This window comes from Streptomyces sp. NPDC090119, assembly GCF_044747085.1.
GTDB lineage: Bacteria > Actinomycetota > Actinomycetes > Streptomycetales > Streptomycetaceae > Streptomyces.
Genome location: NZ_JBIVDK010000005.1, coordinates 482,196 through 506,644, shown reverse-complemented (window position 1 = coordinate 506,644; position 24,449 = coordinate 482,196). Strand labels below are relative to the sequence as shown.

Genomic DNA, 24,449 nt, shown 5'->3' with positions numbered 1-24,449 from the left:
CACTCAGAAACCGGCGACCACCAGGTCCTCGACCGGGTCGTGCCGTATGCGGGGCGCGGGGACACCGAGCGACTGCAATGCGGAGACACCGCTGCGGATCATGCCGGGCGGACCGGAGAGATAGGCGTCGTAGTCCCGCCAGGGGCCGCGCGCCCGCACGGCGTCGTGGAGGTGGCGGTCCTCCCGGTCGATGACCGACCGGACGGATATCCAGGGGTGGGCCTGCCGCAGCCGGAGCAGGGTGTCGATGTCATACAGGTCGTGGTCATGGCGGGCGCTGTAGAACACCTCCACCGGGCGGCGGGCGCCGTGCTGGGCCACCTCCTCGGCCATGGCCTTGATCGGGGCTATACCGGTGCCACCGCCCAGGCAGAGCAGGCCGCTGTCGGTGCCGTGGTCGACGCTCATCGAGCCGACCGGTGGCCCGAGGCGCACGATGTCCCCGGGGCAGGCGCGGTGCACCAGGGCGTTGGAGACCCAGCCTGCCGGAACCGCCCGCACATGGAAGGTGAGCAGGCCGTCGGCGCGGGGTGCGGAGGCGAAGGAGTAGTGCCGCCAGACGCGCGGCCACCAAGGGGTCTCCACACTCGCGTACTGCCCGGCCAGAAAGGGGTACGGCTGGTCGGGGCGCAGAGTGAGGACCGCGACGTCGGGCGTCCTCAGGTCGTGGGTGACGACCTCGGCATGCCACCAGGGCGGAGCCTCCCGGCCGGCCGTCGCGGCAGCGTCGATCATGACCTGGGAGATGGTCGCGTAGACCCGGCCCCAGGCCGCCTCCGCCTGCGGGTTCCAGGTGTGGGTGGCGTAGGTGCGCAGAGCGCCGATCAGGCACGCGCCCACGGCCGGGTAGTGCTCGGCCCGGGTGCCGTATTTGCGGTGCCCCCGGCCGAGGTTCTGCAGGTAGTCGACGAGCACGGGCGTGTTGTCGATGTGCTCCGCCGCCGTGAGCAGTGCCCGCAGCAGCCGGTCCCGCTGGGTGTCCATCGCGGGCGGGAACAGGGGCCGCAGCTCCGGGTGGCGCACGAAGAGGAGGGCGTAGAAGTACGAGGTCACCTTGTCGGCGACGGGCGCGATCTCCGCCATCGTGCGGCGGATCAGCAGCGCGTCCCAGGACGCCTGGGCGAGCGGCCGCGCCGGGCGCGCGACGACCGGCTCGGTCTCGGCTCCGCGGCTCAGGCGTCGGTCGCCGTGGTCCGGGAGGCCGTCGTTCCCCGACGGGGTGGCCGGAGCTTCCATGTGTGCCCTCGCTCGCACTCCTGCGACGGTCTGCGCTCTCCCCCTCGGAAGCGCGTGAGCCCCGACGAGGCGGAGGACCGCAGCACTCGTTCCGCAGCGTGGCACCGTGGCCGGATGCCGCGTCGGGTTACCCGGAAACACAGCTCTTGACGCGCTTCGTCCGGTTACGCTGTTGGCCGCCAAACCTCTTGCGAGTCCACCGGGTTGATCGACTTCGGTGCGCGGTGCGTCGTTCGGCAGGGGTGTTTCACGTGAAACACCCCTGCCGGAACTGGCCGGAAGCGGTAAGAAGTCTCCGAATCCGGTGGACGTGGAGGGTGTCCTTCGGACAGCCTGACCGGCGTGCCGATCTCTTCACTCGCCGCGCTGCCCATCCGCCGTCTGACTCCGCGCGATCTCGCCGCCTGCGCCGATCTGTCCGAGGACCGGGGGTGGTCCCGCGAGGAACACAAGTGGGGGCTCCTGCTGACCGCCGGAAACGGCTTCGGCATCGACGATCCCGACGGTGGCCTCGTCGCCGCGTGCGTCGTCACGGAGTACGGCTCCGGGCAGCGGCTGGAACTGGGTGCCATCGGTATGGTCCTGGTCGCCGAACGCCATTCCCGCAAGGGCGTGGGGCGCCGCCTGATGCGGCATGTCGTGGCGGCCATGGACGGCACTCCCCTGACCCTGCACGCCACGCCGGTGGGCCGCCCGCTGTACGAGGAGATCGGCTTCAAGACCGTGGGCCGGGCGGAGATGCTCATGGGGCACTTCACGCCGGACGGGTCGGAGCCGTCGGTGGCGACGCGGGCCGCGACCGCCGAGGACCTTCCGTCGATCCTCCGCCTCGACGCGGAGGTCTTCGGCGTCGACCGCACCTCGGTCATCGTCCGGCTGCCCGCCTTCGCCGATCAGGTGCGGGTCGCGGAGGAGAACGGCCAGATCACCGGGTACGCCACCGCCTGGCCCAACATGGGGACCCATGTCGTCGGACCGCTGATCGCCCGTGACACGGAGACGGCCAAGGCTCTCATCGGCTCGCTCGCGGCCCGTACCGACCGGCCGCTGCGCACCGACGTGGACGTGCGCCACGAGGAACTGCTGACCTGGGCGCAGGAACGGGGACTCGCGCCGGTGATGTCGAATTCCGTCATGGTGCTCGGAGCGGCTGAGCTGCCGGGGGACTGGACCCGCAGGTTCGCACCGCTGACGGTGGCCGCGGGCTGACCTCGACCTGACGACGGCCCCCGCGATGCGGCGGGGGCCGTTGTCATGGTGTGTGGGGCGCGCTCAGACGAGGGCGCTCACAGCCGAGGTGGCGAAGCCGTGGTCCTGGTCCGGCGCACCGCCGCCGACACCGATCGCACCGATCAGCCGGCCGTCACGGTGGACGGGGACGCCCCCGGCGATGAAGAGCAGCGGGCGGTCGAGCGCCGTGGGCAGCGTGTGGAAGAGGCCGCCGGGCTGCACGAGGTCGACCAGGTCGGCGGTCGGCGCATCGAGCTGGAGAGCGGTGTACGCCTTGCGGGTGCTGGTCTCGCCGGAGATCAGCACGGCCCGGTCGTCCCGGCGGAAGGCGAGCAGGTGGCCACCGGCGTCCAGGACGGTGACGCTGACGGTCACACCGGCGTCCTCGGCCGCGCGGCGGGCGGTGGCGATGAGCAGTTCGGCGTCCTCGATGGTGAGCGGGGCGAAGGTGGTGGTGCTCATGGTGCGGGTCTCCTTGGATGTATCTGAGGTGGTCCGTCCGGGCCGGGCTGTGTGCGTCACCGGCGCGGACGGGGGTCTGTGGGGCTGCCGTGCCGGTCTCAGTGGCGGGCGGGCTCCGGTCGGCCGACGGGTGCGCCTGAGGCGGTCACTGCGCCGGACCTGGCGTCGCGGCGCTCCAGGGCGGCCGACAGGAGGGCGAGCACCAGGGCGGCTGCGGCGAGGACGGCGCCGACCCAGTTGGGGGCGGTGTAGCCGAACCCGGCCGCGATGACCATGCCGCCGAGCCAGGCGGAGAGGGCGTTGCCCAGGTTGAACGCGCCGATGTTCACGGCCGAGGCGAGGGTCGGGGCACCGTGCGCCTGGTCGAGGACGCGCTTCTGCAGCGGCGGGACTGTGGCGAAGCCGAGGGCGCCGATCAGGGCGATGGTGACGGCCGCCGCGATCTTGTTGTGCGCGGTGAGCGTGAAGAGCGCGAGGACGACGGCCAGAGCGCCCAGCGAGACGTAGAGCATGGGCATCAGGGCGCGGTCGGCGAACTTGCCGCCGATCAGGTTGCCGCCGACCATGCCGAGGCCGAACAGGACCAGCAGCCAGGTGACCGAGCCGTCGGCGAAACCGGCGACGTGGGTCATCATCGGCGCGATGTAGGTGATGGCGGCGAAGACTCCGCCGAAGCCGAGCACGGTCATCGCCATGGCGAGCAGGACCTGGGCGTTCTTGAACGCGGCCAGCTCATGACGCAGTCGCACGCCTTCGGGCTTGGGCACCTCGGGCACGAGTTTCGCGATGCCCGCGAGACCGATCACACCGAGGAAGGCGACGATGCCGAAGGTCACGCGCCAGCCGATCTGCTGCCCGATGAGCGTGCCCAGCGGGACGCCGATCACGTTGGCGACGGTCAGCCCCGTGAACATCATGGCGATGGCGCCGGCCTTCTTCTGCGGTGCCACCAGCTCGGCCGCGACGACCGAGCCGATGCCGAAGAAGGCGCCGTGGGCGAGGGACGCGACCACCCGTCCGATCAGCATGACCGCGAAGACGGGCGCGACGGCCGAGAGCAGGTTTCCGGCGATGAACAGGCCCATCAGCACCATCAGCATCCGCTTGCGCGAGACCTTGGTGCCGAGCACGGTCATCAGCGGGGCGCCGATCACCACGCCGAGGGCGTAGCCGGTGACGAGCAGGCCCGCGGTGGGGATGGAGACCCCGAAGTCGCCCGCGACCTGGGGCAGCAGACCCATGATCACGAACTCGGTGGTTCCGATTCCGAAGGCCCCGATCGCCAGGGCCAGAAGCGCGAGAGGCATGAGGGGGTAGACCTTCCCAAACGATTGCAGGAGCGCTTTACGTGCTTCCACAATAGTTGCAGACGCGGGTTAAATGCAATCGCTGGATATTGCAGCCGTGCTCTACTCTGGAGTTCAGCCGCTCCGGGACGGAGGAACACCCCAATGACAGCGACGGACCCCGCGCTCACCGCCCTCGCGCAGGGCTGGTGCGCCCTGTCTCTGCTGCACGGGAGGATCGAGGCGCACATCGAGCGCGCCCTCCAGGCGCAGCACGAGCTGAGCGTGCGCGAGTACTCCCTGCTCGACGTGCTCAGCAGGCAGCACGACGGAGACGGTGGCCATCTGCAGATGAAGCAGGTCGCCGACGCCGTCGTCCTCAGCCAGAGCGCCACCACCCGGCTGGTGACCCGCCTGGAGGACCGCGGGCTGCTGGAGCGCTATCTGTGCCCCACGGACCGCCGGGGCATCTACACCAATGTCACCGAAGCAGGTCTGGAGCTGCTGGAGAAGGCGCGTCCGACCAATGACGCCGCGCTGCGCGAGGCGCTGGACGCGGCGGCACTCACTCCCGAACTCGCCCCGCTGGTCAAGGCCGTGGAGTCGCTGCACGTCCCCGCATAGGCTGCGCGTCATGACCGACCTCGACATAAGGCCCGCGACCCCGGACGACCTCCCGGCGATCGTGGCCATGCTCGCCGACGATCCACTGGGCGCTCAGCGCGAGTCACCCGACGACCTGACGCCCTACCTGTCTGCGTTCGAGCGCCTGGACACCGACCCGAACCAGCATCTCGTCGTCGCGGTCCAGGACGGCCGGGTCATCGGGACACTCCAGCTCACGATCATCCCCGGGCTCTCCCGCAAGGGCGCCACCCGCTCTCTCATCGAGGCGGTCCGGGTCCACGCGGACGAGCGCGGCAGCGGACTGGGCAGCGAGCTGATCGAGTGGGCCGTCGACACCTCACGCCGACTCGGCTGCCACCTGGTGCAACTGACCTCGGACAAGACGCGTGCCGACGCCCACCGCTTCTACGAGCGCCTGGGCTTCACGGCCTCACACGAAGGCTTCAAGCTGAGTCTCTGACCACGTAGTTGATGCCACGAAGGGTCCTGTTTCACGTGAAACAGGACCCTTCGTGCCGTTGATGACACGCTACGGCTGGGCGATCCCCCGCCAGCCCTCCGCGTCCACCCCACCGGGTACGGGAGCGTCCGCGTCGTACGGCTGGCGCGTGAACACGAACGACCCGAGGTCGAGATGGCTCACCGTTCCGTCCGGGCGGCGTACGGCTTCGAGCAACTCCCCGGCGTAGTAGCCCTCCAGGCCCGTCCAGACGCCGTCGCCGTTCGGCCGGAACCGGGCACGGCGCCCACCCCCGGTCAGCGGCCCCAGCGTGAGGAGGCCGTCGGCCGTCACCCGCAGGACGAAGGGATGGGTCCCCCAGTACCAAGGGCCCGCCAACTCCAGCACGGTCGGGTCGACTTCGCGTAGCGGGCGCCACGGCTCGGGGATGCGCGGTTCGGCCTCGGCAACGATACGGACGAGATCGGCGCCCACCGTGCTGATCAGGGGGCCACTGGTGCAGTTGGCCAGCACCACCGCTGCCACGTCGTCCACCTCGCTGAACGTGAGGTTCGCCAGGAAGCCCGGCAGCGAACCGGAGTGCCCGGCGAGCAGTCGGCCGTCCCGGTGCTGGATCTGCAGGCCGAGACCGTAGGTGGCCCCGTCGACCACGTCCGCGGGTTCGGCGGGCGCGGCGGGGGTGCGCATCTCCCGTACCGACTCGGCGCTCAGCACTCGGTCGTCCCCCTGGATCAGGAAGGCGGCGAAGCGGGCGAGATCGCCCGTGGTGGACCACAGTTGCCCGGCCGGGGCCATCCGGCCGAGGTCCTCCAGCGGCTCGGGCAGCAGCGCGTCGGCCCAGGGGTGCACCGCCCAGCCACCGGCATGCGGCGCCTCGGGCTGGGCGGTCGTGCGGTGGAGTCCGAGCGGTTCGAGCACCTCGTCGCGCAGCACCTGCTCCCAGGGAGCGCCGCGGAGTTCCGCCACCAGCGCGCCGAGGAGGGTGTAGCCGGGGTTGGAGTAGTGGTGGCGCCGTCCGGCCGGGTGCGGCGGGGGCTTCTCGCCGAGTACATCGCTCAGTTCGGGCCGCAGCGAGCCCGGTGTCCGCTCCCACCACGGCGCGGGCGACTCGGCGGCCAACCCGGCGGTGTGGGCGAGCAGTTCGGCGATGGTCGCCTCACCGGCGCCGGTACCGGGCAGATGCTTCTCCAGCGAGTCACCGAGGTCGAGCACGCCCTCGTCCCGGAGCCGCAGCACCAGGACGGCGGTGAAGGTCTTGGTGATGGACCCGATCCGGTACTGCACTTCCGCGTCCGGCCCGTTCCCGTCCACCGAGGTCCGCGCACCGTGCCACACCGCCCGGCCACCGCGCACCACCGCGGCGACGAGCGACGGCGCCCGCCCCTCGGCCTGCGCGACGGCGATCCGGTGCGTCAACGCCCTGCGCGTCGTGGGAAGCAGCTCTTCGTGCGATGTCGTCATGGCCCCAGTCCACCGGCTGGAACGGCACACGTCGAGCTCATTTGGCCCGGGCGGCGGCGTCCGGTCAGGTCTGGGCCATGTCCACGAAGCGGGAGTAGTGGCCCTGGAAGGCCACCGTGATCGTGGCCGTGGGGCCGTTTCGGTGCTTGGCGACGATCAGGTCGGCCTCGCCCGCGCGGGGGGACTCCTTCTCGTAGGCGTCCTCGCGGTGCAGCAGGATGACCATGTCGGCGTCCTGCTCGATGGAGCCCGACTCACGCAGGTCGGAGACCATGGGCTTCTTGTCGGTGCGCTGCTCGGGGCCACGGTTCAGCTGGGAGAGCGCGATGACCGGGATCTCCAGCTCCTTGGCGAGGAGCTTGAGGTTACGGGACATGTCCGAGACCTCCTGCTGTCGGCTCTCGGCCCGCTTGGAGCCACCGGACTGCATCAGCTGGAGGTAGTCGATGACGACCAGCTTCAGGTCGTTGCGCTGCTTCAGCCGACGGCACTTCGCGCGGATCTCCATCATCGACAGGTTCGGGGAGTCGTCGATGTAGAGCGGCGCGGCCGACACGTCCGGCATCCGGCGGGCCAGGCGGGTCCAGTCCTCGTCGGTCATCGTGCCGGAACGCATATGGTGCAGGGCGACCCGGGCCTCGGCGGACAGCAGGCGCATGGCGATCTCGTTGCGGCCCATTTCGAGCGAGAAGACCACGCTCGGCAGGTTGTGCTTGATCGACGCGGCCCGCGCGAAGTCCAGCGCGAGGGTCGACTTACCCATGGCGGGGCGCGCCGCAATGACGATCATCTGGCCGGGGTGCAGGCCGTTGGTCAGCGAGTCGAAGTCGGTGAACCCGGTGGGGACGCCGGTCATCTCGCCGCTGCGCGAGCCGATCGCCTCGATCTCGTCGAGGGCGCCCTCCATGATGTCGCCGAGCGGCAGGTAGTCCTCGCTGGTGCGCTGCTCGGTGACGGCGTAGATCTCGGCCTGGGCGCTGTTGACGATCTCGTCGACGTCGCCGTCGGCCGCGTATCCCATCTGCGTGATGCGGGTGCCGGCCTCCACCAGTCGGCGCAGGACGGCCCGCTCGTGGACGATCTCCGCGTAGTACTCGGCGTTCGCCGCGGTCGGTACCGTCTGGACGAGGGTGTGCAGATAGGCGGCGCCGCCGACCTTGTTGATCTCACCGCGCTTGGTGAGTTCGGCCGCGATGGTGATGGGGTCGGCCGGCTCACCCTTGGCGTAGATGTCGAGGATCGCCGTGTAGATCGTCTCGTGCGCGGGCTTGTAGAAGTCGTGGCCCTTGAGGATCTCGACCACGTCGGCGATGGCGTCCTTGGACAGCAGCATGCCGCCCAGCACGGACTGCTCGGCGTCCAGGTCCTGCGGCGGCACCCGCTCGAAGGTGGAGCCGCCGTCGTCCCATCCGCCGCTTTCGCGGCCGCGCTCATGCTGCTCGTCACGGCCGCCACGGTTGGCGTCACCACGGCGCCGGGAGGCGGGGAGACGATCACTGGGACCGCTGTCGGCCCACGGATCGTCCAAGGGCTCGGAAATGCTCACCGAGCCACCTCCTCCCGTCCGCCTGGGCGGACCTCGCCGTGCCCTCTGTTCTACGGCACGGCACTGACAAAATGAGAGGCCCAACTCCGGTTCCGGCGCGTCGGATATGTGACGTTTCCATGGCCGGGGGAGGGAGCGGGCGCCGGACCACGGTAGGCCCCCCGGCACCGTCAGCCAATCTGGTTATCCACAGGCCATGTGGACGACGGCCCAGATGCTGTGGAGAACTCGCCGAAACCTGTGCACGACCCGGTGGACAGCCCTGTGAACAAGACCTCGCCCTCCTCGGCGAGACCGCACTGACCTGCATCTTTACCGTCCACCGGCTGTGCAGAAGAAAAACTTTCCCACTCGGACCAAGATCAGCTCGAACGCCGCGCGAAACCTTGCCTTCCGGAAACGGAAGTAAGGGTCAGAAGACAATTGCATCTCTTACCTGTGGACGATTAGATTGATGCGCATGACACAGGCTCCCGCGATCTCCAAGGCCACGAGGCGACGCCATGACCGGGAGATCGTGGCCCTTGCCCTCCCTGCCTTCGGCGCGCTCGTCGCCGAGCCTCTTTTCGTCATGGCCGACAGCGCGATCGTCGGCCATCTCGGCACTGCCCAGCTGGCCGGTCTCGGCGTCGCCTCGGCGCTCCTCACCACCGCCGTGAGCATCTTCGTCTTTCTCGCCTACGCCACCACGGCGGCGGTCTCCCGCCGCGTCGGCTCCGGAGATCTGCGGGCCGCCATCCGCCAGGGCATGGACGGGATCTGGCTGGCCTTGCTCATCGGCGCCGTCGTCAACGCCGTGGTCGTACCGCTCGCACCGGGCATCGTGGACCTCTTCGGTGCCTCCGCGACCGCGGCACCCTATGCCACCACCTATCTGCGCATCTCCGCCCTCGGCATCCCGGCCATGCTGGTCGTCCTGGCCGCCACCGGTGTGCTGCGCGGACTCCAGAACACCAGGACCCCGCTGTACGTCGCCGTCGGCGGCTTCATCGCCAACGCCGTCCTCAATGCCGTGCTCGTCTACGGCGCCGGGCTCGGCATCGCGGGGTCCGCCTGGGGCACCGTGATCGCGCAGTGCGGCATGGCCGCCGTCTACCTCTGGGTGGTCGTCCGGGGCGCGCGACGGCACGAGGCGTCCCTGCGTCCGGACCTCGCCGGAATCCGGGCCTCGGCGCAGGCGGGCGTACCGCTGCTGGTCCGCACCTTGTCCCTGCGTGCCATCCTCATGATCGCCACCGCGATGGCGGCCCGCCTCGGTGACGCCGACATCGCCGCCCACCAGATCGTGCTGTCCCTGTGGAGCCTGCTGTCCTTCGCCCTGGACGCGATCGCCATCGCCGGGCAGGCGATCATCGGCCGCTATCTGGGCGCCGACGACGCGCTGGGCGCCCGCGCGGCTTGCCGCCGCATGGTGCAGTGGGGCATCGCCACCGGTGTCGCCCTCGGTCTGCTCGTGGTGGCGGCGCGGCCGCTCTTCCTTCCGCTGTTCACCAGTGACGCCGGAGTGAAGGACGTGGCACTGCCCGCGCTGCTGGTGGTGGCGCTCTGCCAGCCCATCTGCGGGGTCGTCTTCGTGCTGGACGGCGTACTGATGGGCGCGGGCGACGGACCCTATCTGGCCTGGGCCATGGTGCTCACGCTGGCGGTCTTCACTCCGGTCGCCCTGCTCGTGCCCGCGCTGGGCGGCGGCCTCACGGCGATCTGGGCGGCCATGACACTGATGATGACGGTCCGGATGGTGACCCTCTGGGTGCGCACCCGGTCCGGCCGATGGATCGTGACGGGCGCGACCCGCTGACCGTTTCACGTGAAACGTGCCCCGGAGTCTCGCCATGGTCAGCTGCCGAGCGCATGAGAAAGGGGCCGCATCCCCAAAAGGATGCGGCCCCTCACCAGCTCAAACGAGCCGAGCGGTCACGGCGATCAGGCCGCGACGACCTCGAGGGTCACCTTGGCGGCAACCTCGGGGTGCAGACGCACGGACGTCTCGTGGGCGCCCAGGGTCTTGATCGGAGCGGTCAGCTCGATGCGGCGCTTGTCGACCTCGGGGCCACCGGAAGCCTTGATCGCGGAAGCGATGTCGGCCGGGGTGACGGAACCGAAGAGCCGACCGGCGTCGCCGGAGCGAACGGCCAGAAGGACCTTGACACCCTCGAGCTGGCCCTTGATCTGGTTGGCCTGCTCGATGGTCTGGATCTCGTGGATCTTGCGGGCGCGGCGGATCTGCGCCACGTCCTGCTCGCCACCCTTGGTCCAGCGGATCGCGAAGTTCCGCGGGATCAGGTAGTTGCGGGCGTACCCGTCCTTGACGTCGACGACGTCACCGGCGGCACCGAGGCCGGAGACCTCGTGAGTGAGGATGATCTTCATGTGTAGGTCACCCTTCCTTAGCGCGCGGTGGACGTGTAGGGCAGCAGCGCCATCTCACGGCTGTTCTTGACGGCCGTGGCGACGTCACGCTGGTGCTGCGTGCAGTTGCCGGTCACGCGGCGGGCACGGATCTTGCCGCGGTCGGAAATGAACTTCCGCAGCATGTTCGTGTCCTTGTAGTCCACGTACGTGACCTTGTCCTTGCAGAAAGCGCAGACCTTCTTCTTAGGCTTGCGCACAGGCGGCTTCGCCATGGTGTTTCTCCTGTGTGATCAAGAAGTGGGATGCGAGCCCCTAGAAGGGGGGCTCGTCCGAGTAGCCGCCACCGCCGCCAGAGCCGGAACCGGAGCCGCCGCCCCAGCCGCCGCCACCCTGGTTGCCACCGGCGGGAGCGCCGGAAGCCCAGGGGTCGTCGGCCTGGGAGCCGCCCTGGTTGCCGCCGGAGCCACCGCCCCAGCCGCCGCCACCCTGGCCCTGGTTGCCACCGCCGCCGTAACCGCCGCCCTGGCCGCCGCGGGCGCCGCCGGAGGTCTTGGTGACCTTCGCCGTCGCGTTGCGCAGGCTGGGGCCGACTTCCTCGACGTCCAGCTCGTAGACCGTGCGCTTGACGCCCTCGCGGTCCTCGTACGACCGCTGCTTCAGCCGGCCCTGCACGATGACGCGCATGCCTCGCTGAAGCGACTCCGCGACGTTCTCCGCCGCCTGACGCCAGACCGAGCAGGTCAGGAACAGGCTCTCGCCGTCCTTCCACTCATTGGTCTGCCGGTCGAAGGTGCGGGGAGTGGACGCGACGCGGAACTTCGCGACCGCCGCACCGGAGGGGGTGAAGCGCAGCTCGGGGTCATCGACAAGATTGCCGATGACCGTGATGACGGTCTCGCCTGCCATGGGGGAACCTCTCGGCGGGATTGCTCTGGCTGCTTGGTTGCTGCTACTCGAATCCCGAGATCAGCTGAGCGGGAGAGCTCAGTGCATCTCGGGGCGGAGGACCTTGGTCCGGAGGACCGACTCGTTCAGGTTCATCTGGCGGTCGAGCTCCTTGACGACCGCAGGCTCGGCCTGCAGGTCGATGACCGAGTAGATGCCCTCAGGCTTCTTCTTGATCTCGTACGAGAGACGACGACGGCCCCAGGTGTCGACCTTTTCCACCTTGCCGCCGCCATCGCGGACGACAGAGAGGAAGTTCTCGATCAGCGGGGAGACAGAACGCTCCTCGAGATCGGGGTCGAGGATGACCATCAACTCGTAGTGACGCATGTGGAACCCACCTCCTTTGGACTCAGCGGCCACGGTCGTTCCGTGGCAGGAGGGTCGTGATGCGTACGCAACGGTATCGGCCACCACTGACAATCAGCAGGCTCCGCGAGGAACCGCCCACAGTGGACCGCGACGGGTCAGGGCAGACACCGGTGCAGACGTTACAGACTACCCGCCCACCCGCTTCCGGTTGAAATCCGGGCCTGGGAGCCCGCAATCTGTACACATCGGGTGTGTAGGGCGCTACAGTGCGCCGCGATCCGCAGGAGGTGCCTCATGACCCAGGCATTGCGACCGACCACCGCCGGCTCTCTCTTCGCCAGTGACGGCAAGCCCCATCCGCTCCAGGACACCCTGACGGTGGTGACGCTCGTCCTGGGCCTGCTGGCCTTCGTCACCTGCTTCATCGGCGGCCTCCACCTGGTGGCCTCCTGGGCCGGTCTGATCGGCCTGATCACCGGCGCCTACGGGCAGTGGATCTCGATCACCACCCGGGAGCGCTTCGGCCTGATCGTCGGGCTCGGCGCCTCCGGGATCGGCTTCCTGATCGGCATGGCCAACGGCGGTCTCTTCGGGGGCCTCATCGGCGGCTGACGCACCCGGCCCGCCGTCCACGAAGACGGCACGGGCACCGACGACCGTTCCGGCCCGCCAACGGGCCGGAACGCGGGTGCTGTACGCCCTATTCGGGGCGCTCGCAGGGCGCAGTAGGCTTCGGCGCGAGAGCCGGAGCCCCTGATCCCATGGGGACACACCAGCCCGAGGAGCGCCCCGACATGAGTCTGACCCTGAGGACCATCAGCCGCGAGCAGCATCTGGCGTACATCCAGAGCCTGCCGTCGGCCAGCCACATGCAGGTCCCCGCATGGGCCGACGTGAAGGCGGAGTGGCGTTCGGAGAGCCTCGGCTGGTTCGACGAGCGCACCGGTGACATGGTCGGCGCCGGCATGGTCCTCTACCGCCAGCTGCCCAAGATCAAGCGCTACCTCGCCTATCTGCCCGAGGGCCCGGTCATCAACTGGTTCTCCCCGAACCTGGAGGACTGGCTCCAGCCGATGCTGGCCCACCTCAAGCACCAGGGCGCGTTCTCGGTCAAGATGGGGCCGCCGGTGATCATCCGCCGCTGGAACGCGGAGACCATCAAGAAGGGCATCCAGAGCCCGGACGTGAAGCGGCTGCGCGACATGGAGGCCGACTTCATCGAGCCGCGCGCCTTCGAGGTGGCCGACAAGCTGCGCCGCATGGGATGGCAGCAGGGCGAGGACGGCGGCGCGGGCTTCGGCGACGTCCAGCCGCGCTACATCTTCCAGGTGCCGCTGGCCAACCGCTCGCTCGAAGAGGTCCACAAGCAGTTCAACCAGCTGTGGCGCCGCAACATCAAGAAGGCCGAGAAGGCCGGTGTCGAGGTCGTCCAGGGCGGTTACCAGGACCTGGAGGAGTGGCAGCGGCTGTACGAGATCACCGCGGTGCGCGACCACTTCCGCCCGCGCCCCCTGTCGTACTTCCAGCGCATGTGGACGGCCCTCAACACCGAGGACCCCAACCGGATGCGGCTGTACTTCGCCCGCCACAACGGCGTGAACCTCTCCGCGGCCACCATGCTGATCGTCGGCGGTCACGTCTGGTACTCCTACGGCGCCTCCGACAACATCGGCCGCGAGGTCCGGCCCTCCAACGCCATGCAGTGGCGGATGCTGCGTGACGCCTACGCGCTCGGCGCCACGGTCTACGACCTGCGCGGCATCTCCGACTCGCTGGACGAGACGGACCACCTGTTCGGCCTGATCCAGTTCAAGGTCGGTACCGGCGGGCAGGCGGCCGAGTACCTCGGCGAATGGGACTTCCCGCTGAACAAGCTGCTGCACAAGGCGCTCGACATCTACATGTCGCGGCGCTGAGCGGCGGTCTGCCACCTGCCCCGCCTTCTGGTTCCATAGCCCTCACAAGGCTTCACCGTCCACCGGTCCCCGTACATCCCTCGGGGACGTCCCACTGAATCCACCGCAGCCACGAGAAAGGTTCCGGGTCCGGCCATGGCGCTCACGCTCTACGTCGACACCGCGCGCTGGCGTGCGCACCACAAGCACGTGCAGGAGCAGTTCCCGGGACTCGTCCCGGTCTGCAAGGGCAATGGCTACGGCTTCGGCCACGAACGGCTCGCGGAGGAGGCCACCCGGCTGGGCTCGGACATGCTCGCCGTCGGCACCACGTACGAGGCCGCCCGCATCAAGGACTGGTTCAGCGGCGACCTGCTCGTGCTGACCCCGTACCGGCGCGGCGAGGAGCCGGTGCCGCTGCCGGACCGGGTGGTCCGCTCGGTGTCGTCGGTCGACGGCGTGTACGGACTGGTCGGTGCCCGTGTCGTCATCGAGGTCATGTCCTCGATGAAGCGGCACGGCATCAGCGAGCAGGACCTGCCGCAGCTGCACCAGGCCATAGAGAACGTCCGCCTGGAGGGCTTCGCCATCCATCTGCCGCTGGACCGCACCGACGGCTCGGACGCCGTCGAGGAGGTCATCGGGTGGATGGACCGGCTGCGCGCGGCCCGGCTGCCGCTGCACACGATGTTCGTCAGCCACCTCAAGGCCGATGAACTGGCCCGACTCCAGCAGCAGTTCCCGCAGACCCGCTTCCGTGCCCGGATCGGCACGCGGCTCTGGCTGGGCGACCACGACGCCACCGAGTACCGGGGAGCCGTCCTGGACGTCACGAAGGTGACCAAGGGCGACCGCTTCGGCTACCGGCAGCAGAAGGCGGCCTCTGACGGCTTCCTGGTGGTCGTGGCGGGCGGCACGTCGCACGGAGTGGGCCTGGAGGCCCCCAAGGCCCTGCACGGCGTCATGCCCCGCGCCAAGGGCGTGGCGCGGGCCGGCCTCGCCACGGTGAACCGGAACCTCGCGCCGTTCGTGTGGGGCGGCAAGCAGCGCTGGTTCGCCGAGCCGCCGCACATGCAGGTGTCGATCCTGTTCGTCCCCTCCGACGCTCCCGAGCCGAAGGTGGGCGACGAGCTGGTGGCCCATCTGCGGCACACCACCACGACGTTCGACCGGATCGTGGACCGCTAGGACCGCTCTACCGGGCTCCTGTACCGGGCTGAGACAGGCGGAAGGCCGTGCACGAGGGTTCGTGCACGGCCTTCTTCATGCCCGTCGTGGGCGTTCGCTCAGAGCGAACGACCCTCGTGGAGCTGTGGTTCCGGGCCGCCCCAGTCCGTCCGCGACGGCTCCTCGGGTGACTCGTGTTCCGGGGTCCGGAGCCCGCGCAGGACGAAGACGTCGGCCGCGCCGTCGAGTACGCCGCCCGAGGGGTCGTCGTCCCCGGACCGGCGCACCACGTCCCGCTCCGGCCGGAGGATGTCGCGCACGACGACGGCGCACAGGTAGAGGGTGCCCAGCAGATGCAGGGCGATGGCCCAGTGGTAGCCCTCGGTGGGCAGGCCCTTGTGGGCGTCTCCGCTGGTCGTGTAGGCGAGGTACAGCCAGATGCCGAGGAAGTACGCCACCTCGCACGCCTGCCAGATCAGGAAGTCCCGCCACTTGGGCCGGGCGAGGACAGCCAACGGCACCAGCCACAGCACGTACTGGGGGGAGTAGACCTTGTTGGTGAGGATGAACGCCGCCACCATCAGGAAGGCCAGCTGGGCGAACCGCGGCCGACGCGGGGCCGTGAACGTGAGCGCCGCGATACCGAGGAACGACAGCACCACCAGGGCACTGGCGGTGGTGTTCACGAAGTCGATGCTCGGCGGGTTGCTGGAGTTCTGGGACCAGATCAGCCAGAACGAGCCGAAGTCGACGCCCCGGTCATGGCTGAACGTGTAGAACTTCGACCAGCCCTGGAAGGCGAACAGCATCACCGGCACGTTCACCACGAGCCAGGCGCCCGCCGCGCCGCCGACCGCCAGGAAGAACTCCCGCCACTTGCCCGCCCGCCAGCACAGCACCAGCAGGGGACCGAGCAGGACGAGGGGATAGAGCTTGGCGGCCGTGGCCAGGCCCAGGAGCACGCCGAAGGCGACGGCCCGGCCGCGCGACCACATCAGCATCGCGGCGGCCGTCAGGGCCACCGCCAAGAGGTCCCAGTTGATGGTGGCGGTCAGCGCGAATGCGGGCGCCAGGGCGAGCAGCAGCCCGTCCCAGGGGCGGCGGCGGTGGGTCCGGCTGACGCAGACGGCGATGACGGCCGCGCAGACCATCAGCATCCCGGCGTTGACGAACCAGTACCACTGCTCCTGCCGCTGGATGCCGCCGCTGCCCGGGGTGAGCCAGGAGGCGACCTCCATGAAGACGCCGGTCAGCACCGGGTACTCGAGGTAGTCCATGTCGCCGGGCAGCTTGTCGAAGTACGGCACGAGTCCGTCGGCGAAGCCCCGACCCTGGAAGAGGTGGGGGATGTCCGAGTAGCAGGCGTGCGTGTACTGCGAGCTGGCCCCGAAGAACCAGGCGCCGTCGTAGCAGGGCGCCTTCTGGACGAGCCCGAGGGCGAACATGCCGATCGCCACGAGCACGACGACCCGGACCGGCGTCCACCAGGACGTACCGGTCAGGGCGCGTCGGCCGAGGGGGCCGCCGATCAGCTCGCTTCCGGCCGCGGCGATCTCGTCCTCCCGCGTCGGTCGTACCGTCTCCGGTTCACGCACGCGCACGGGCGTCGTCTCAGCACTGGGCATGGGGCACATCCTGCCGTACTCGCTCGGTAAAACGCCGAGGGCCGCCGCACCTGGTCGGTGCGACGGCCCTTGTTTCACGTGAAACACCCGTGCCGGTCGAAATGGCCGTCAATCGGTCAGGTGGCCCTACTGGCCCGCCTGGCCTCCGAACAATCCGCCTCCGCCGTCGCTCCCATTGGCTCCGGCGTTGCCGTTACCCCTGACACCACCGCTTCCGGGCGACGTCGAGTCGGTCGGTGAAGAGCTGACTCCGCCGTCGGCACCACCGGGACCGGTGCCGCCGTCGTCGTTGCAGAAGAACCGGCAGGTCTCGCTCTCGGTGGGCGAGGGCGGCGGCGTCGACTCGGTCGGCGACGGGCTCGACGACTGGGTCGGCTTCTCGCTCGGCGTGGGGCTCGGCTTCGGCTTCGGGGTGGGAGCGCCCGCCTCGTTGTGGATCTTGGGGATCTTGACGGCGTCCGGGAATCCGAGGTCGTTCTTCCCCTTCAGCGCGGCCAGCATGTACTCGGTCCAGACCGAGGTCGGGATGTCACCACCGTGGATGGAGTCCTTGCCCGCCGTGCCGTTCATGGACAGCAGTCGGTGGTCCTTGGGGTTCTCGCGGAACATCGCCACCGAGGTGGAGAGCTGCTGGGTGTAGCCGACGAACCAGGCCGACTTGTTCTCGTCGGTGGTACCCGTCTTGCCCGCCGCTGTACGGCCCAGAGCCAGCGCGCCCTTGGCGGTGCCGTTCTGGATCACGTTCTGCAGGACGTCGGTGACGTTGTTGGCGATGTTCGCGTCCATCGCCTGCTTGGACTTCGGCTTGGCGAATCCCGGCAACGGCTGGCCGTCGAACTTGACCGAGGTGACCGAGTACGGGTCCGCCTGCTTTCCGGACGCGGCGAACGTCGCATAGGAGTCGGCCATCCGGATCGCGCTCGGAGTGGAGGTACCGATGGCGAAGGACGGGTTCAGGTCCTTCGCCATACTGCCCTTCAGGATGCCGGTGGACTCGGCCATGTCCCGGACCTTGGTCATACCGACGTCGACACCGAGCTGCACGAACGGCGTGTTGATCGACTGCTCCATCGCCTTGCGCAGGCTGATGTAGCCCCAGGGCTTCTCGCTCTCGTTCGCCTGGAAGAAGAACGAGTTGTCCTTGTTCAGGTAGAACGACCCGTCGGGACGGCGGACCTTGAGATGGTCGTTGCCGTTGTACTTGCTCAGCGGGGAGATGCCCTCACCGTCCGAGTTGTACACGCCGTCCTGCATGGCCGCGGCCAGTACGTACGGCTTCCAGGTCGAGCCCACCGGGACACCGGAGGTGTCGGCGTTGTTGGTGAAGTGACCGTTCTCGTAGCCGTCGCCGCCGTAGAGGGCGACGATCGCACCGTCGTTGGGCACCACCGAGGCGGCACCGAACTGTACGTACTTGTCCAGCTCCTTGGTCTCGGGCTTCAGCCGCGACTTCTGGATCTTCTTCACGGCCGCGTTCAGAGCCTCGACCTTGTCCCTCTGGAAGGTCGTCTGGATCTGGTAACCGCCCCTGTCGAACTTCGCCTCCGTGATGCCGGAGTGGTTCAGGACGTACTTCTTCGCCGTGTCGACCATGTAGCTGATCTGGCCGTTCATACCCCTGGTCGCCTTGCGGCCCTGCGGCGTCGGGTACTTCCGGATCGCCTCCTGGTACTGGGCGTCGGTGAGGTGCTTGTCCTTGTGCATCTCACCGAGAATCCAGCGCCAGCGGCCCTGGGAACGGGCCAGGTTGGCCTCTTCGGTCGCGCTCTTGTCGAGATCCGCGTTGCCGGCCGGGTCGTAGTACGTAGGGCCCTTCAGCAGAGCCGCGAGCACGGCGCACTGGCTGGGGCTCAGGTCCTGGGCGTCCTTGCCGTAGTACGTCTGCGCCGCTGCCTGGATGCCGTAAGCACCACGACCGTAGTACGAGGTGTTCAGATAGCCCCGCATGATGTCGTTCTTGTCGAGCTTCGTGCCCACCTTCAGGGAGATGAACATCTCCGTGAACTTACGGGTGAGGGTCTGGTCCTGGCTCAGGTACGTGTTCTTGACGAACTGCTGGGTGATCGTGGAGCCACCCTGCGTCTGTCCGCCGCGCGCCATGTTGGCCAGGGCGCGCGCGATACCCATGGGGTCCACGCCCGAGTCCTGGTAGAAGCTCTTGTTCTCCGCGGAGATCACGGCGTACTGCATGGCCTTGGGAATGGCCTCGATCTTGAGGTTCTGCCGGTTCACACCGGTACCCGTGGCCACCATCTGGGTTCCGTCGGCCCAGTAGTACACGTTGTTCTGCGACTCGGCCGCGGCGTTCTCGTCCGGAATACGGACCAACGCGTAGCCCACGCCGGCCATGACGACCATGCTGCCCACGAACCCGATGCCCAGGCCCGTGACCAGTCGCCAGGACGGCACCCAGCGGCGCCAGCCGTACTTGCCCACGCGCGGATAGTCGATGAACCGGGGCTTGCCGGGCGGGCCCTGGTCATGGCCGCGGCCACGCCCCGAAGGCGCGTTGTCGGCCCCTCGGCGGCGGCCACCGCCTCTCTGGGCGGCGCGGCGTGCCTCGGCACGGCTGCCGTACTCACGCCCATCACCCCCAGAGCCGTAGGAGTCCGGTCCATGGGAACCAGACCCGTAGGAGTGGTCAGAGGCCCCGTTGGCGCCTCGCGGTGCCGCGGCGCGGCCGGAGGACGGGCCAGGCTGGCCGCGTCGGGCCGCGGCACGTCCGCCTCCCTGCGGCTGCGGCGGTTTGCGACGGTGCTCGCTCATCGAACGATTACTCCTCGGGCAGGCGCATCCGTGCGCGCCTGGAAACAGCGGCTGGTTTCCGGTCCCCCCGAAGTACGGATGCGGTCGTTACTGCATTCACCCGTACTGCACCGAGGATCACGACGCTCCCCAAGCGCCCCTTGGTTCCCGGTGTTGTGCATGCCGCACAGACTACGCACCACCAAAACCCTCCGAGCGCCGAAGTTCACCCCAAAACAGGCAACTTGCCTCGTACGAATCGGTGATGTGATCCCGTTCACCGTCGCCCCTCTTGTCGCATGCCGGGGGGCGTTCTATCGTCGTGATGTATCGAGTCGATACATCAGAGCGAGATAAAAGCGCTGTGTACCGAGAGGAGGCGATCATGAGCCGTCGTTCCGGCATCCTCGAGTTCGCCGTGCTCGGGCTGCTGCGCGAGTCGCCGATGCACGGCTACGAGCTGCGCAAACGACTCAACACGTCCCTGGGTGTGTTCCGGGCGTTCAGCTACGGGACGCTCTACCCCTGCCTCAAGACGCTGGTCACCAACGGCTGGTTGATCGAGGAACCGGGCAACACCCATGAAGACGCTCTGGCCGCCCCTCTCACCGGACGCCGCGCGAAGATCGTCTATCGGTTGACGGCCGAAGGTAAGGAGCACTTCGAGGAGCTCCTGTCGCAGACCGGCCCCGACGCATACGAGGACGAGCACTTCGCCGCCCGGTTCGCCTTCTTCGGGCAGACCTCGCGCGATGTGCGCATGCGTGTGCTGGAGGGCCGGCGCAGCCGCCTGGAGGAGCGCCTTGAGAAGATGCGCGCCTCCCTGGCACGCACGCGGGAGCGCCTCGACGACTACACGCTCGAGCTCCAGCGCCACGGAATGGAGTCCGTGGAGCGCGAAGTGCGCTGGCTGAACGAGCTCATCGAGAGCGAGCGGGCCGGACGGGACCGGAAGGGTCCCGAATCCGACGAGTCCGCTCAGCAGGACACCACATCTGGATCGACGGGCGGCCTGCCCCGTCCCAGGGATCTTCCGGGGACGGATACGCCCGGCGAAACCGCCACGTGACGGCCCGCCAGGGCCTCACTCGTACACACAGGGAGCAACCGGAATGGGTTCGGTTCGCGTAGCCATCGTCGGTGTCGGCAACTGCGCCGCGTCGCTGGTGCAGGGAGTCGAGTACTACAAGGACGCCGACCCGGCGGCCAAGGTCCCCGGCCTGATGCACGTGCAGTTCGGCGATTACCACGTGCGGGACGTCGAGTTCGTCGCCGCCTTCGACGTGGACGCCAAGAAGGTCGGCCTCGACCTCGCGGACGCCATCGGCGCCTCCGAGAACAACACCATCAAGATCTGCGACGTGCCCTCCAGCGGTGTCACCGTTCAGCGCGGCCACACCCTCGACGGTCTCGGCAAGTACTACCGCGAGACCATCGAGGAGTCGGACGCCGAGCCGGTCGACATCGTCCAGACCCTGAAGGACAAGCAGGTCGACGTCCTGGTCTGCTACCTCCCCGTGGGCTCCGAGGACGCGGCGAAGTACTACGCCCAGTGCGCCATCGACGCCAAGGTCGCCTTCGTCAACGCCCTTCCGGTCTTCATCGCCGGCACCAAGGAGTGGGCGGACAAGTTCACCGAGGCCGGTGTGCCGATCGTCGGTGACGACATCAAGTCGCAGGTGGGCGCCACCATCACGCACCGCGTCATGGCGAAGCTGTTCGAGGACCGCGGTGTGATCCTGGACCGCACCATGCAGCTGAACGTCGGCGGCAACATGGACTTCAAGAACATGCTCGAGCGCGAGCGCCTGGAGTCCAAGAAGATCTCCAAGACGCAGGCCGTCACCTCCCAGATCCCCGACCGGGACCTCGGCGAGAAGAACGTCCACATCGGCCCGTCCGACTACGTGGCGTGGCTGGACGACCGCAAGTGGGCCTACGTCCGCCTGGAGGGCCGTGCGTTCGGCGACGTCCCGCTGAACCTCGAGTACAAGCTGGAGGTCTGGGACTCCCCGAACTCCGCCGGCGTCATCATCGACGCCCTGCGTGCCGCGAAGATCGCCAAGGACCGGGGCGTGGGTGGCCCGATCCTGTCGGCGTCCTCGTACTTCATGAAGTCCCCGCCGGTCCAGTACTTCGACGACGAGGCCCGCGAGAACGTCGAGAAGTTCATCCGCGGCGACGTCGAGCGCTAAGCGCCGCGCGCACGAGAACGCTCCTGCCAGGGCTGTGAGGGTCCCTGGGGTCTGCCGACCCCGGGGACCTTCCGCATATGTGAGGCTGTGCCCATGCCCGTCGTCCGTGATCTGCGCCTGCTGCTGCGCGTACGGGACTTCCGGCGCCTGTTGTACGTCCGTCTGCTCTCCCAGGGCTCGGACGGGGTGTACCAGGTCGCGCTCGCCTCGTACGTCGTCTTCTCCCCCGAGAAGCAGACCTCGGCCCCGGCGATCGCCTCCGCGATGGCGGTCCTGCTGCTCCCCTACTCGCTGGTCGGACCCTTCGCGGGGGTACTGCTGGACCGCTGGCGCCGACGTCAGGTCTTCGTCCACGGCAATGTGCTGCGGGCCCTGCTGGCGGCCGCCACCGCCCTGCTGATGGCCGTCCACGCGCCCGACTGGCTGTTCTATGCCTCCGCGCTGTGCGTCACGGCAGTAAACCGGTTCGTCCTCGCTGGGCTCTCGGCGGCTCTGCCCCGGGTGGTCGACACCGAGCGCCTGGTGCTGGCCAACTCCCTCTGCCCCACCGCCGGAACACTCGCCGCGACCCTCGGCGCCGCCCTTGCCCTCGGCGTCCGGTTCGTCGTGTCGGACTCGGACGCGGCGGTGGTTCTGCTCGGCGCACTGCTGTACCTGTGCGCGGGCCTGACCGCTCTGACCATGGCCCCCTCCCTGCTCGGTCCCGACCGGCCACCGGTGCTGCCCCGGCTGCGCACCGTCCTCTCCGACACGGCGCGCGGCCTCCTGGCGGCCGTGCGTTACCTGGGCCGGCCCCGGCGCCGGGAGGCCGTCTGGGCGCTCACGGCGATGACCTGCATGCGCTTCTGCTACGGAGCACTGCTGGTCCTGCTGCTCATGCTGTGCCGGTACGGCCTCTCCGACACGCCTGCGGACGGGCTCCGCCTGCTGGGGCTGGTGCTGGCGGTGTCCGGCGCCGGGTTCTTCACGGCCGCCGTGGTGACCCCGTGGAGTGCGGGGCGTCTCGGTGCCGGGCGGTGGATCACGGTCTGTGCGGGAGCCGCCGCCTTCCTGCTGCCGGCGCTCGGGCTCCCGTTCGCCACGGTGCCGCTGCTGATCGCGGCCTTCCTGCTGGGGCTGGTCACCCAGGGCGCCAAGATCGCCACGGACACGATCGTCCAGGCGTCGGTCGAGGACGGTTTCCGAGGCCGGGTCTTCTCCGTCTACGACGTCCTCTTCAACGTGGCCTTCGTCGGCGCCGCCGGGGTGGCCGCCCTGATGCTCCCGCCGGACGGCCGGTCGGCGCCGCTGGTGATCCTCGTGGCCCTGCTCTACGGCGTTGTCACCGTGGCCATGGCCCGCTTCGAGTGGCGGCGGGACAGCGAAAAGGGTGGTGTTTCACGTGAAACACCACCCCACCGCTGAGTCATGTTTCACGTGAAACATGATCTCGGAAGCGTTCAGCCCTGCTGCCGCGCCCACCACTCCTGGAGGGCCGCGACCGCCGTGTCGTGGTCCATCGGGCCGTTCTCCAGACGCAGCTCGAGCATCTGCTTGTACGCCTGGCCGATGACGGGACCGGGGCCGACGCCGAGAATCTTCATGATCTCGTTGCCGTCGAGGTCGGGGCGGATGGAGTCCAGCTCCTCCTGCTCCTGAAGTTCGCCGATGCGCGTCTCCAGCCCGTCATAGGCACGGGACAGCGTGGTCGCCTTGCGCTTGTTCCGGGTGGTGCAGTCGGAGCGGGTCAGCTTGTGCAGCCGTTCCAGCAGCGGGCCCGCATCGCGGACGTAGCGCCGGACGGCGGAGTCCGTCCACTCCCCGGTGCCGTAGCCGTGGAAGCGCAGATGCAGTTCGACCAGGCGCGAGACGTCCTTCACCAGCTCATTGGAGTACTTCAGGGCCGTCATGCGCTTCTTGGTCATCTTGGCGCCGACCACCTCGTGGTGGTGGAACGAGACCCGGCCGTCCTCCTCGAAGCGGCGCGTCCGAGGCTTGCCGATGTCGTGCAGCAGCGCGGCCAGCCGGAGCGTGAGATCCGGGCCGTTCTCCTCCAGGTCGATCGCCTGCTCCAGCACGATGAGCGAGTGGTCGTAGACGTCCTTATGACGGTGGTGCTCGTCACGCTCCAGTCGGAGCGCCGGAAGCTCCGGCAGGACGTGGGCGGCGAGCCCGGTGTCGACCAGCAGGGTGAGTCCCTTGCGGGGGTGCGCGGAGAGCACCAGCTTGTTCAGCTCGTCCCGGACCCGCTCGGCCGACACGATCTCGATCCGCGCGGACATCTCGGTCATCGCCGTGACGACCGCCGGGTCCACCTCGAAGTCCAGCTGGGCGGCGAAGCGTGCGGCCCGCATCATGCGCAGCGGGTCGTCGGAGAACGACTCCTCCGGTGTGCCCGGAGTACGCAGCACCCGTGCCGCGAGGTCCTCCAGACCGCCGTGCGGGTCGATGAACTCCTTCTCCGGCAGGGCCACGGCCATCGCGTTGACCGTGAAGTCACGCCGGACCAGGTCCTCCTCGATGGAGTCGCCGTACGACACCTCGGGCTTGCGGGAGGTGCGGTCGTACGCCTCCGAGCGGTAGGTGGTGACCTCGATCTGGTAGCCGTCCTTCTGGACGCCCACCGTGCCGAAGGCGATCCCGACCTCCCAGACGGCGTCCGCCCAGGGCCGGACGATCCGCAGCACGTCCTCGGGGCGCGCGTCGGTCGTGAAGTCCAGGTCGTTCCCCAGCCGGCCGAGCAGCGCGTCACGGACCGAGCCGCCGACCAGGGCGAGCGAGAACCCGGACTCCTGGAAACGGCGGGCGAGGTCGTCTGCGACGGGAGCCACCCGCAGCAGCTCGCTCACCGCGCGCTGCTGCACCTGGCTGAGGGCAGCGGGATTGTCATCGTTGGGGTTCGGCACAACAGAAGAGGGTACGTGGC

At 68.9% G+C, this 24,449-nt stretch carries 22 protein-coding genes; 10 read left to right on the top strand and 12 right to left on the bottom strand.

All coding sequences use genetic code 11. The features are described from left to right. Positions 1-3: 3 nt before the first annotated feature. Positions 4-1,236 (bottom strand): globin domain-containing protein, encoded by a 1,233-nt coding sequence (locus ACIPPM_RS23820; RefSeq protein ID WP_401451182.1) that lies wholly within the window; start codon positions 1,234-1,236, stop codon positions 4-6. A 342-nt stretch (positions 1,237-1,578) separates the two neighbouring features. On the opposite strand from ACIPPM_RS23820, the gene ACIPPM_RS23815 reads away from it, so the two are divergent. Next, positions 1,579-2,445, top strand: coding sequence for a GNAT family N-acetyltransferase (locus ACIPPM_RS23815; protein ID WP_401451180.1), 867 nt, complete (start codon positions 1,579-1,581; stop codon positions 2,443-2,445). A 63-nt stretch (positions 2,446-2,508) separates the two neighbouring features. On the opposite strand, the gene ACIPPM_RS23810 is transcribed toward ACIPPM_RS23815, so the two are convergent. Continuing rightward, a complete protein-coding gene (locus ACIPPM_RS23810) occupies positions 2,509-2,928 on the bottom strand; it encodes a heme-binding protein (RefSeq protein ID WP_401451178.1) in 420 nt (139 codons plus the stop codon). Positions 2,929-3,026: 98 nt separating this feature from the next. Continuing rightward, positions 3,027-4,235, bottom strand: a complete 1,209-nt coding sequence (locus tag ACIPPM_RS23805; protein WP_401451176.1) for an MFS transporter — start codon at positions 4,233-4,235, stop codon at positions 3,027-3,029. 144 nt (positions 4,236-4,379) lie between these two features. On the opposite strand from ACIPPM_RS23805, the gene ACIPPM_RS23800 reads away from it, so the two are divergent. Together ACIPPM_RS23800 and ACIPPM_RS23795 are read left to right on the top strand one after the other, a co-directional pair. Next, positions 4,380-4,838: a MarR family winged helix-turn-helix transcriptional regulator gene (locus tag ACIPPM_RS23800; RefSeq protein ID WP_401451174.1), complete on the top strand. Its 459-nt coding sequence runs from the start codon at positions 4,380-4,382 to the stop codon at positions 4,836-4,838. A 10-nt stretch (positions 4,839-4,848) separates the two neighbouring features. Beyond that, positions 4,849-5,301: a GNAT family N-acetyltransferase gene (locus ACIPPM_RS23795; RefSeq protein ID WP_401451171.1), complete on the top strand. Its 453-nt coding sequence runs from the start codon at positions 4,849-4,851 to the stop codon at positions 5,299-5,301. Between the two features lie 69 nt (positions 5,302-5,370). Here ACIPPM_RS23795 and ACIPPM_RS23790 read toward each other — a convergent pair whose 3' ends face one another. Further along, a complete protein-coding gene (locus ACIPPM_RS23790; protein ID WP_401451169.1) occupies positions 5,371-6,762 on the bottom strand; it encodes a serine hydrolase domain-containing protein in 1,392 nt (463 codons plus the stop codon). A 64-nt stretch (positions 6,763-6,826) separates the two neighbouring features. Beyond that, complete coding sequence (dnaB, locus tag ACIPPM_RS23785) at positions 6,827-8,308, bottom strand: replicative DNA helicase (RefSeq protein WP_401451166.1); 1,482 nt, start codon at positions 8,306-8,308, stop codon at positions 6,827-6,829. Between the two features lie 460 nt (positions 8,309-8,768). On the opposite strand from dnaB, the gene ACIPPM_RS23780 reads away from it, so the two are divergent. Then, complete coding sequence (locus ACIPPM_RS23780; protein ID WP_401451164.1) at positions 8,769-10,106, top strand: MATE family efflux transporter; 1,338 nt, start codon at positions 8,769-8,771, stop codon at positions 10,104-10,106. 125 nt (positions 10,107-10,231) lie between these two features. Here ACIPPM_RS23780 and rplI read toward each other — a convergent pair whose 3' ends face one another. From rplI to rpsF, 4 genes are all read right to left on the bottom strand, one after another. Next, positions 10,232-10,678: a 50S ribosomal protein L9 gene (rplI, locus tag ACIPPM_RS23775; protein ID WP_389003633.1), complete on the bottom strand. Its 447-nt coding sequence runs from the start codon at positions 10,676-10,678 to the stop codon at positions 10,232-10,234. A gap of 17 nt (positions 10,679-10,695) precedes the next feature. Further along, entirely contained in the window at positions 10,696-10,932 is a 237-nt protein-coding gene (gene rpsR, locus ACIPPM_RS23770) for a 30S ribosomal protein S18 (RefSeq protein ID WP_003949403.1), read from the bottom strand. Between the two features lie 40 nt (positions 10,933-10,972). Next, the gene (locus tag ACIPPM_RS23765; protein WP_401451161.1) at positions 10,973-11,566 is read right to left on the bottom strand and encodes a single-stranded DNA-binding protein; all 594 of its coding nucleotides are present in this window, start codon (positions 11,564-11,566) and stop codon (positions 10,973-10,975) included. 78 nt (positions 11,567-11,644) lie between these two features. Continuing rightward, positions 11,645-11,935: a 30S ribosomal protein S6 gene (gene rpsF, locus ACIPPM_RS23760; protein ID WP_389003639.1), complete on the bottom strand. Its 291-nt coding sequence runs from the start codon at positions 11,933-11,935 to the stop codon at positions 11,645-11,647. Positions 11,936-12,211: 276 nt separating this feature from the next. Here rpsF and ACIPPM_RS23755 point away from each other — a divergent pair, with 276 nt between their 5' ends. From ACIPPM_RS23755 to ACIPPM_RS23745, 3 genes are all read left to right on the top strand, one after another. Next, positions 12,212-12,529 (top strand): hypothetical protein, encoded by a 318-nt coding sequence (locus tag ACIPPM_RS23755; protein ID WP_401451158.1) that lies wholly within the window; start codon positions 12,212-12,214, stop codon positions 12,527-12,529. 182 nt (positions 12,530-12,711) lie between these two features. Continuing rightward, positions 12,712-13,833 (top strand): lipid II:glycine glycyltransferase FemX, encoded by a 1,122-nt coding sequence (locus ACIPPM_RS23750; RefSeq protein WP_389003645.1) that lies wholly within the window; start codon positions 12,712-12,714, stop codon positions 13,831-13,833. Positions 13,834-13,968: 135 nt separating this feature from the next. After that, entirely contained in the window at positions 13,969-15,000 is a 1,032-nt protein-coding gene (locus ACIPPM_RS23745) for an alanine racemase (protein ID WP_384358713.1), read from the top strand. 98 nt (positions 15,001-15,098) lie between these two features. Here ACIPPM_RS23745 and ACIPPM_RS23740 read toward each other — a convergent pair whose 3' ends face one another. Together ACIPPM_RS23740 and ACIPPM_RS23735 are read right to left on the bottom strand one after the other, a co-directional pair. Then, positions 15,099-16,604, bottom strand: a complete 1,506-nt coding sequence (locus ACIPPM_RS23740; protein ID WP_401451154.1) for a glycosyltransferase family 87 protein — start codon at positions 16,602-16,604, stop codon at positions 15,099-15,101. A gap of 126 nt (positions 16,605-16,730) precedes the next feature. After that, entirely contained in the window at positions 16,731-19,370 is a 2,640-nt protein-coding gene (locus ACIPPM_RS23735) for a transglycosylase domain-containing protein (RefSeq protein WP_401451152.1), read from the bottom strand. A 364-nt stretch (positions 19,371-19,734) separates the two neighbouring features. On the opposite strand from ACIPPM_RS23735, the gene ACIPPM_RS23730 reads away from it, so the two are divergent. The 3 genes from ACIPPM_RS23730 (at position 19,735) to ACIPPM_RS23720 (ending at position 22,948) form a co-directional block, all read left to right on the top strand. Continuing rightward, entirely contained in the window at positions 19,735-20,418 is a 684-nt protein-coding gene (locus tag ACIPPM_RS23730) for a helix-turn-helix transcriptional regulator (RefSeq protein ID WP_401451149.1), read from the top strand. 43 nt (positions 20,419-20,461) lie between these two features. Beyond that, positions 20,462-21,544 (top strand): inositol-3-phosphate synthase, encoded by a 1,083-nt coding sequence (locus ACIPPM_RS23725; RefSeq protein ID WP_393594313.1) that lies wholly within the window; start codon positions 20,462-20,464, stop codon positions 21,542-21,544. 93 nt (positions 21,545-21,637) lie between these two features. Beyond that, positions 21,638-22,948 carry an MFS transporter gene (locus tag ACIPPM_RS23720; protein WP_401451146.1) on the top strand — a complete coding sequence of 437 codons (1,311 nt, stop codon included), beginning with the start codon at positions 21,638-21,640 and terminating at the stop codon, positions 22,946-22,948. A 35-nt stretch (positions 22,949-22,983) separates the two neighbouring features. Here ACIPPM_RS23720 and ACIPPM_RS23715 read toward each other — a convergent pair whose 3' ends face one another. Next, entirely contained in the window at positions 22,984-24,429 is a 1,446-nt protein-coding gene (locus ACIPPM_RS23715) for a CCA tRNA nucleotidyltransferase (protein ID WP_401451143.1), read from the bottom strand. Between the last annotated feature and the right edge of the window lie 20 nt (positions 24,430-24,449).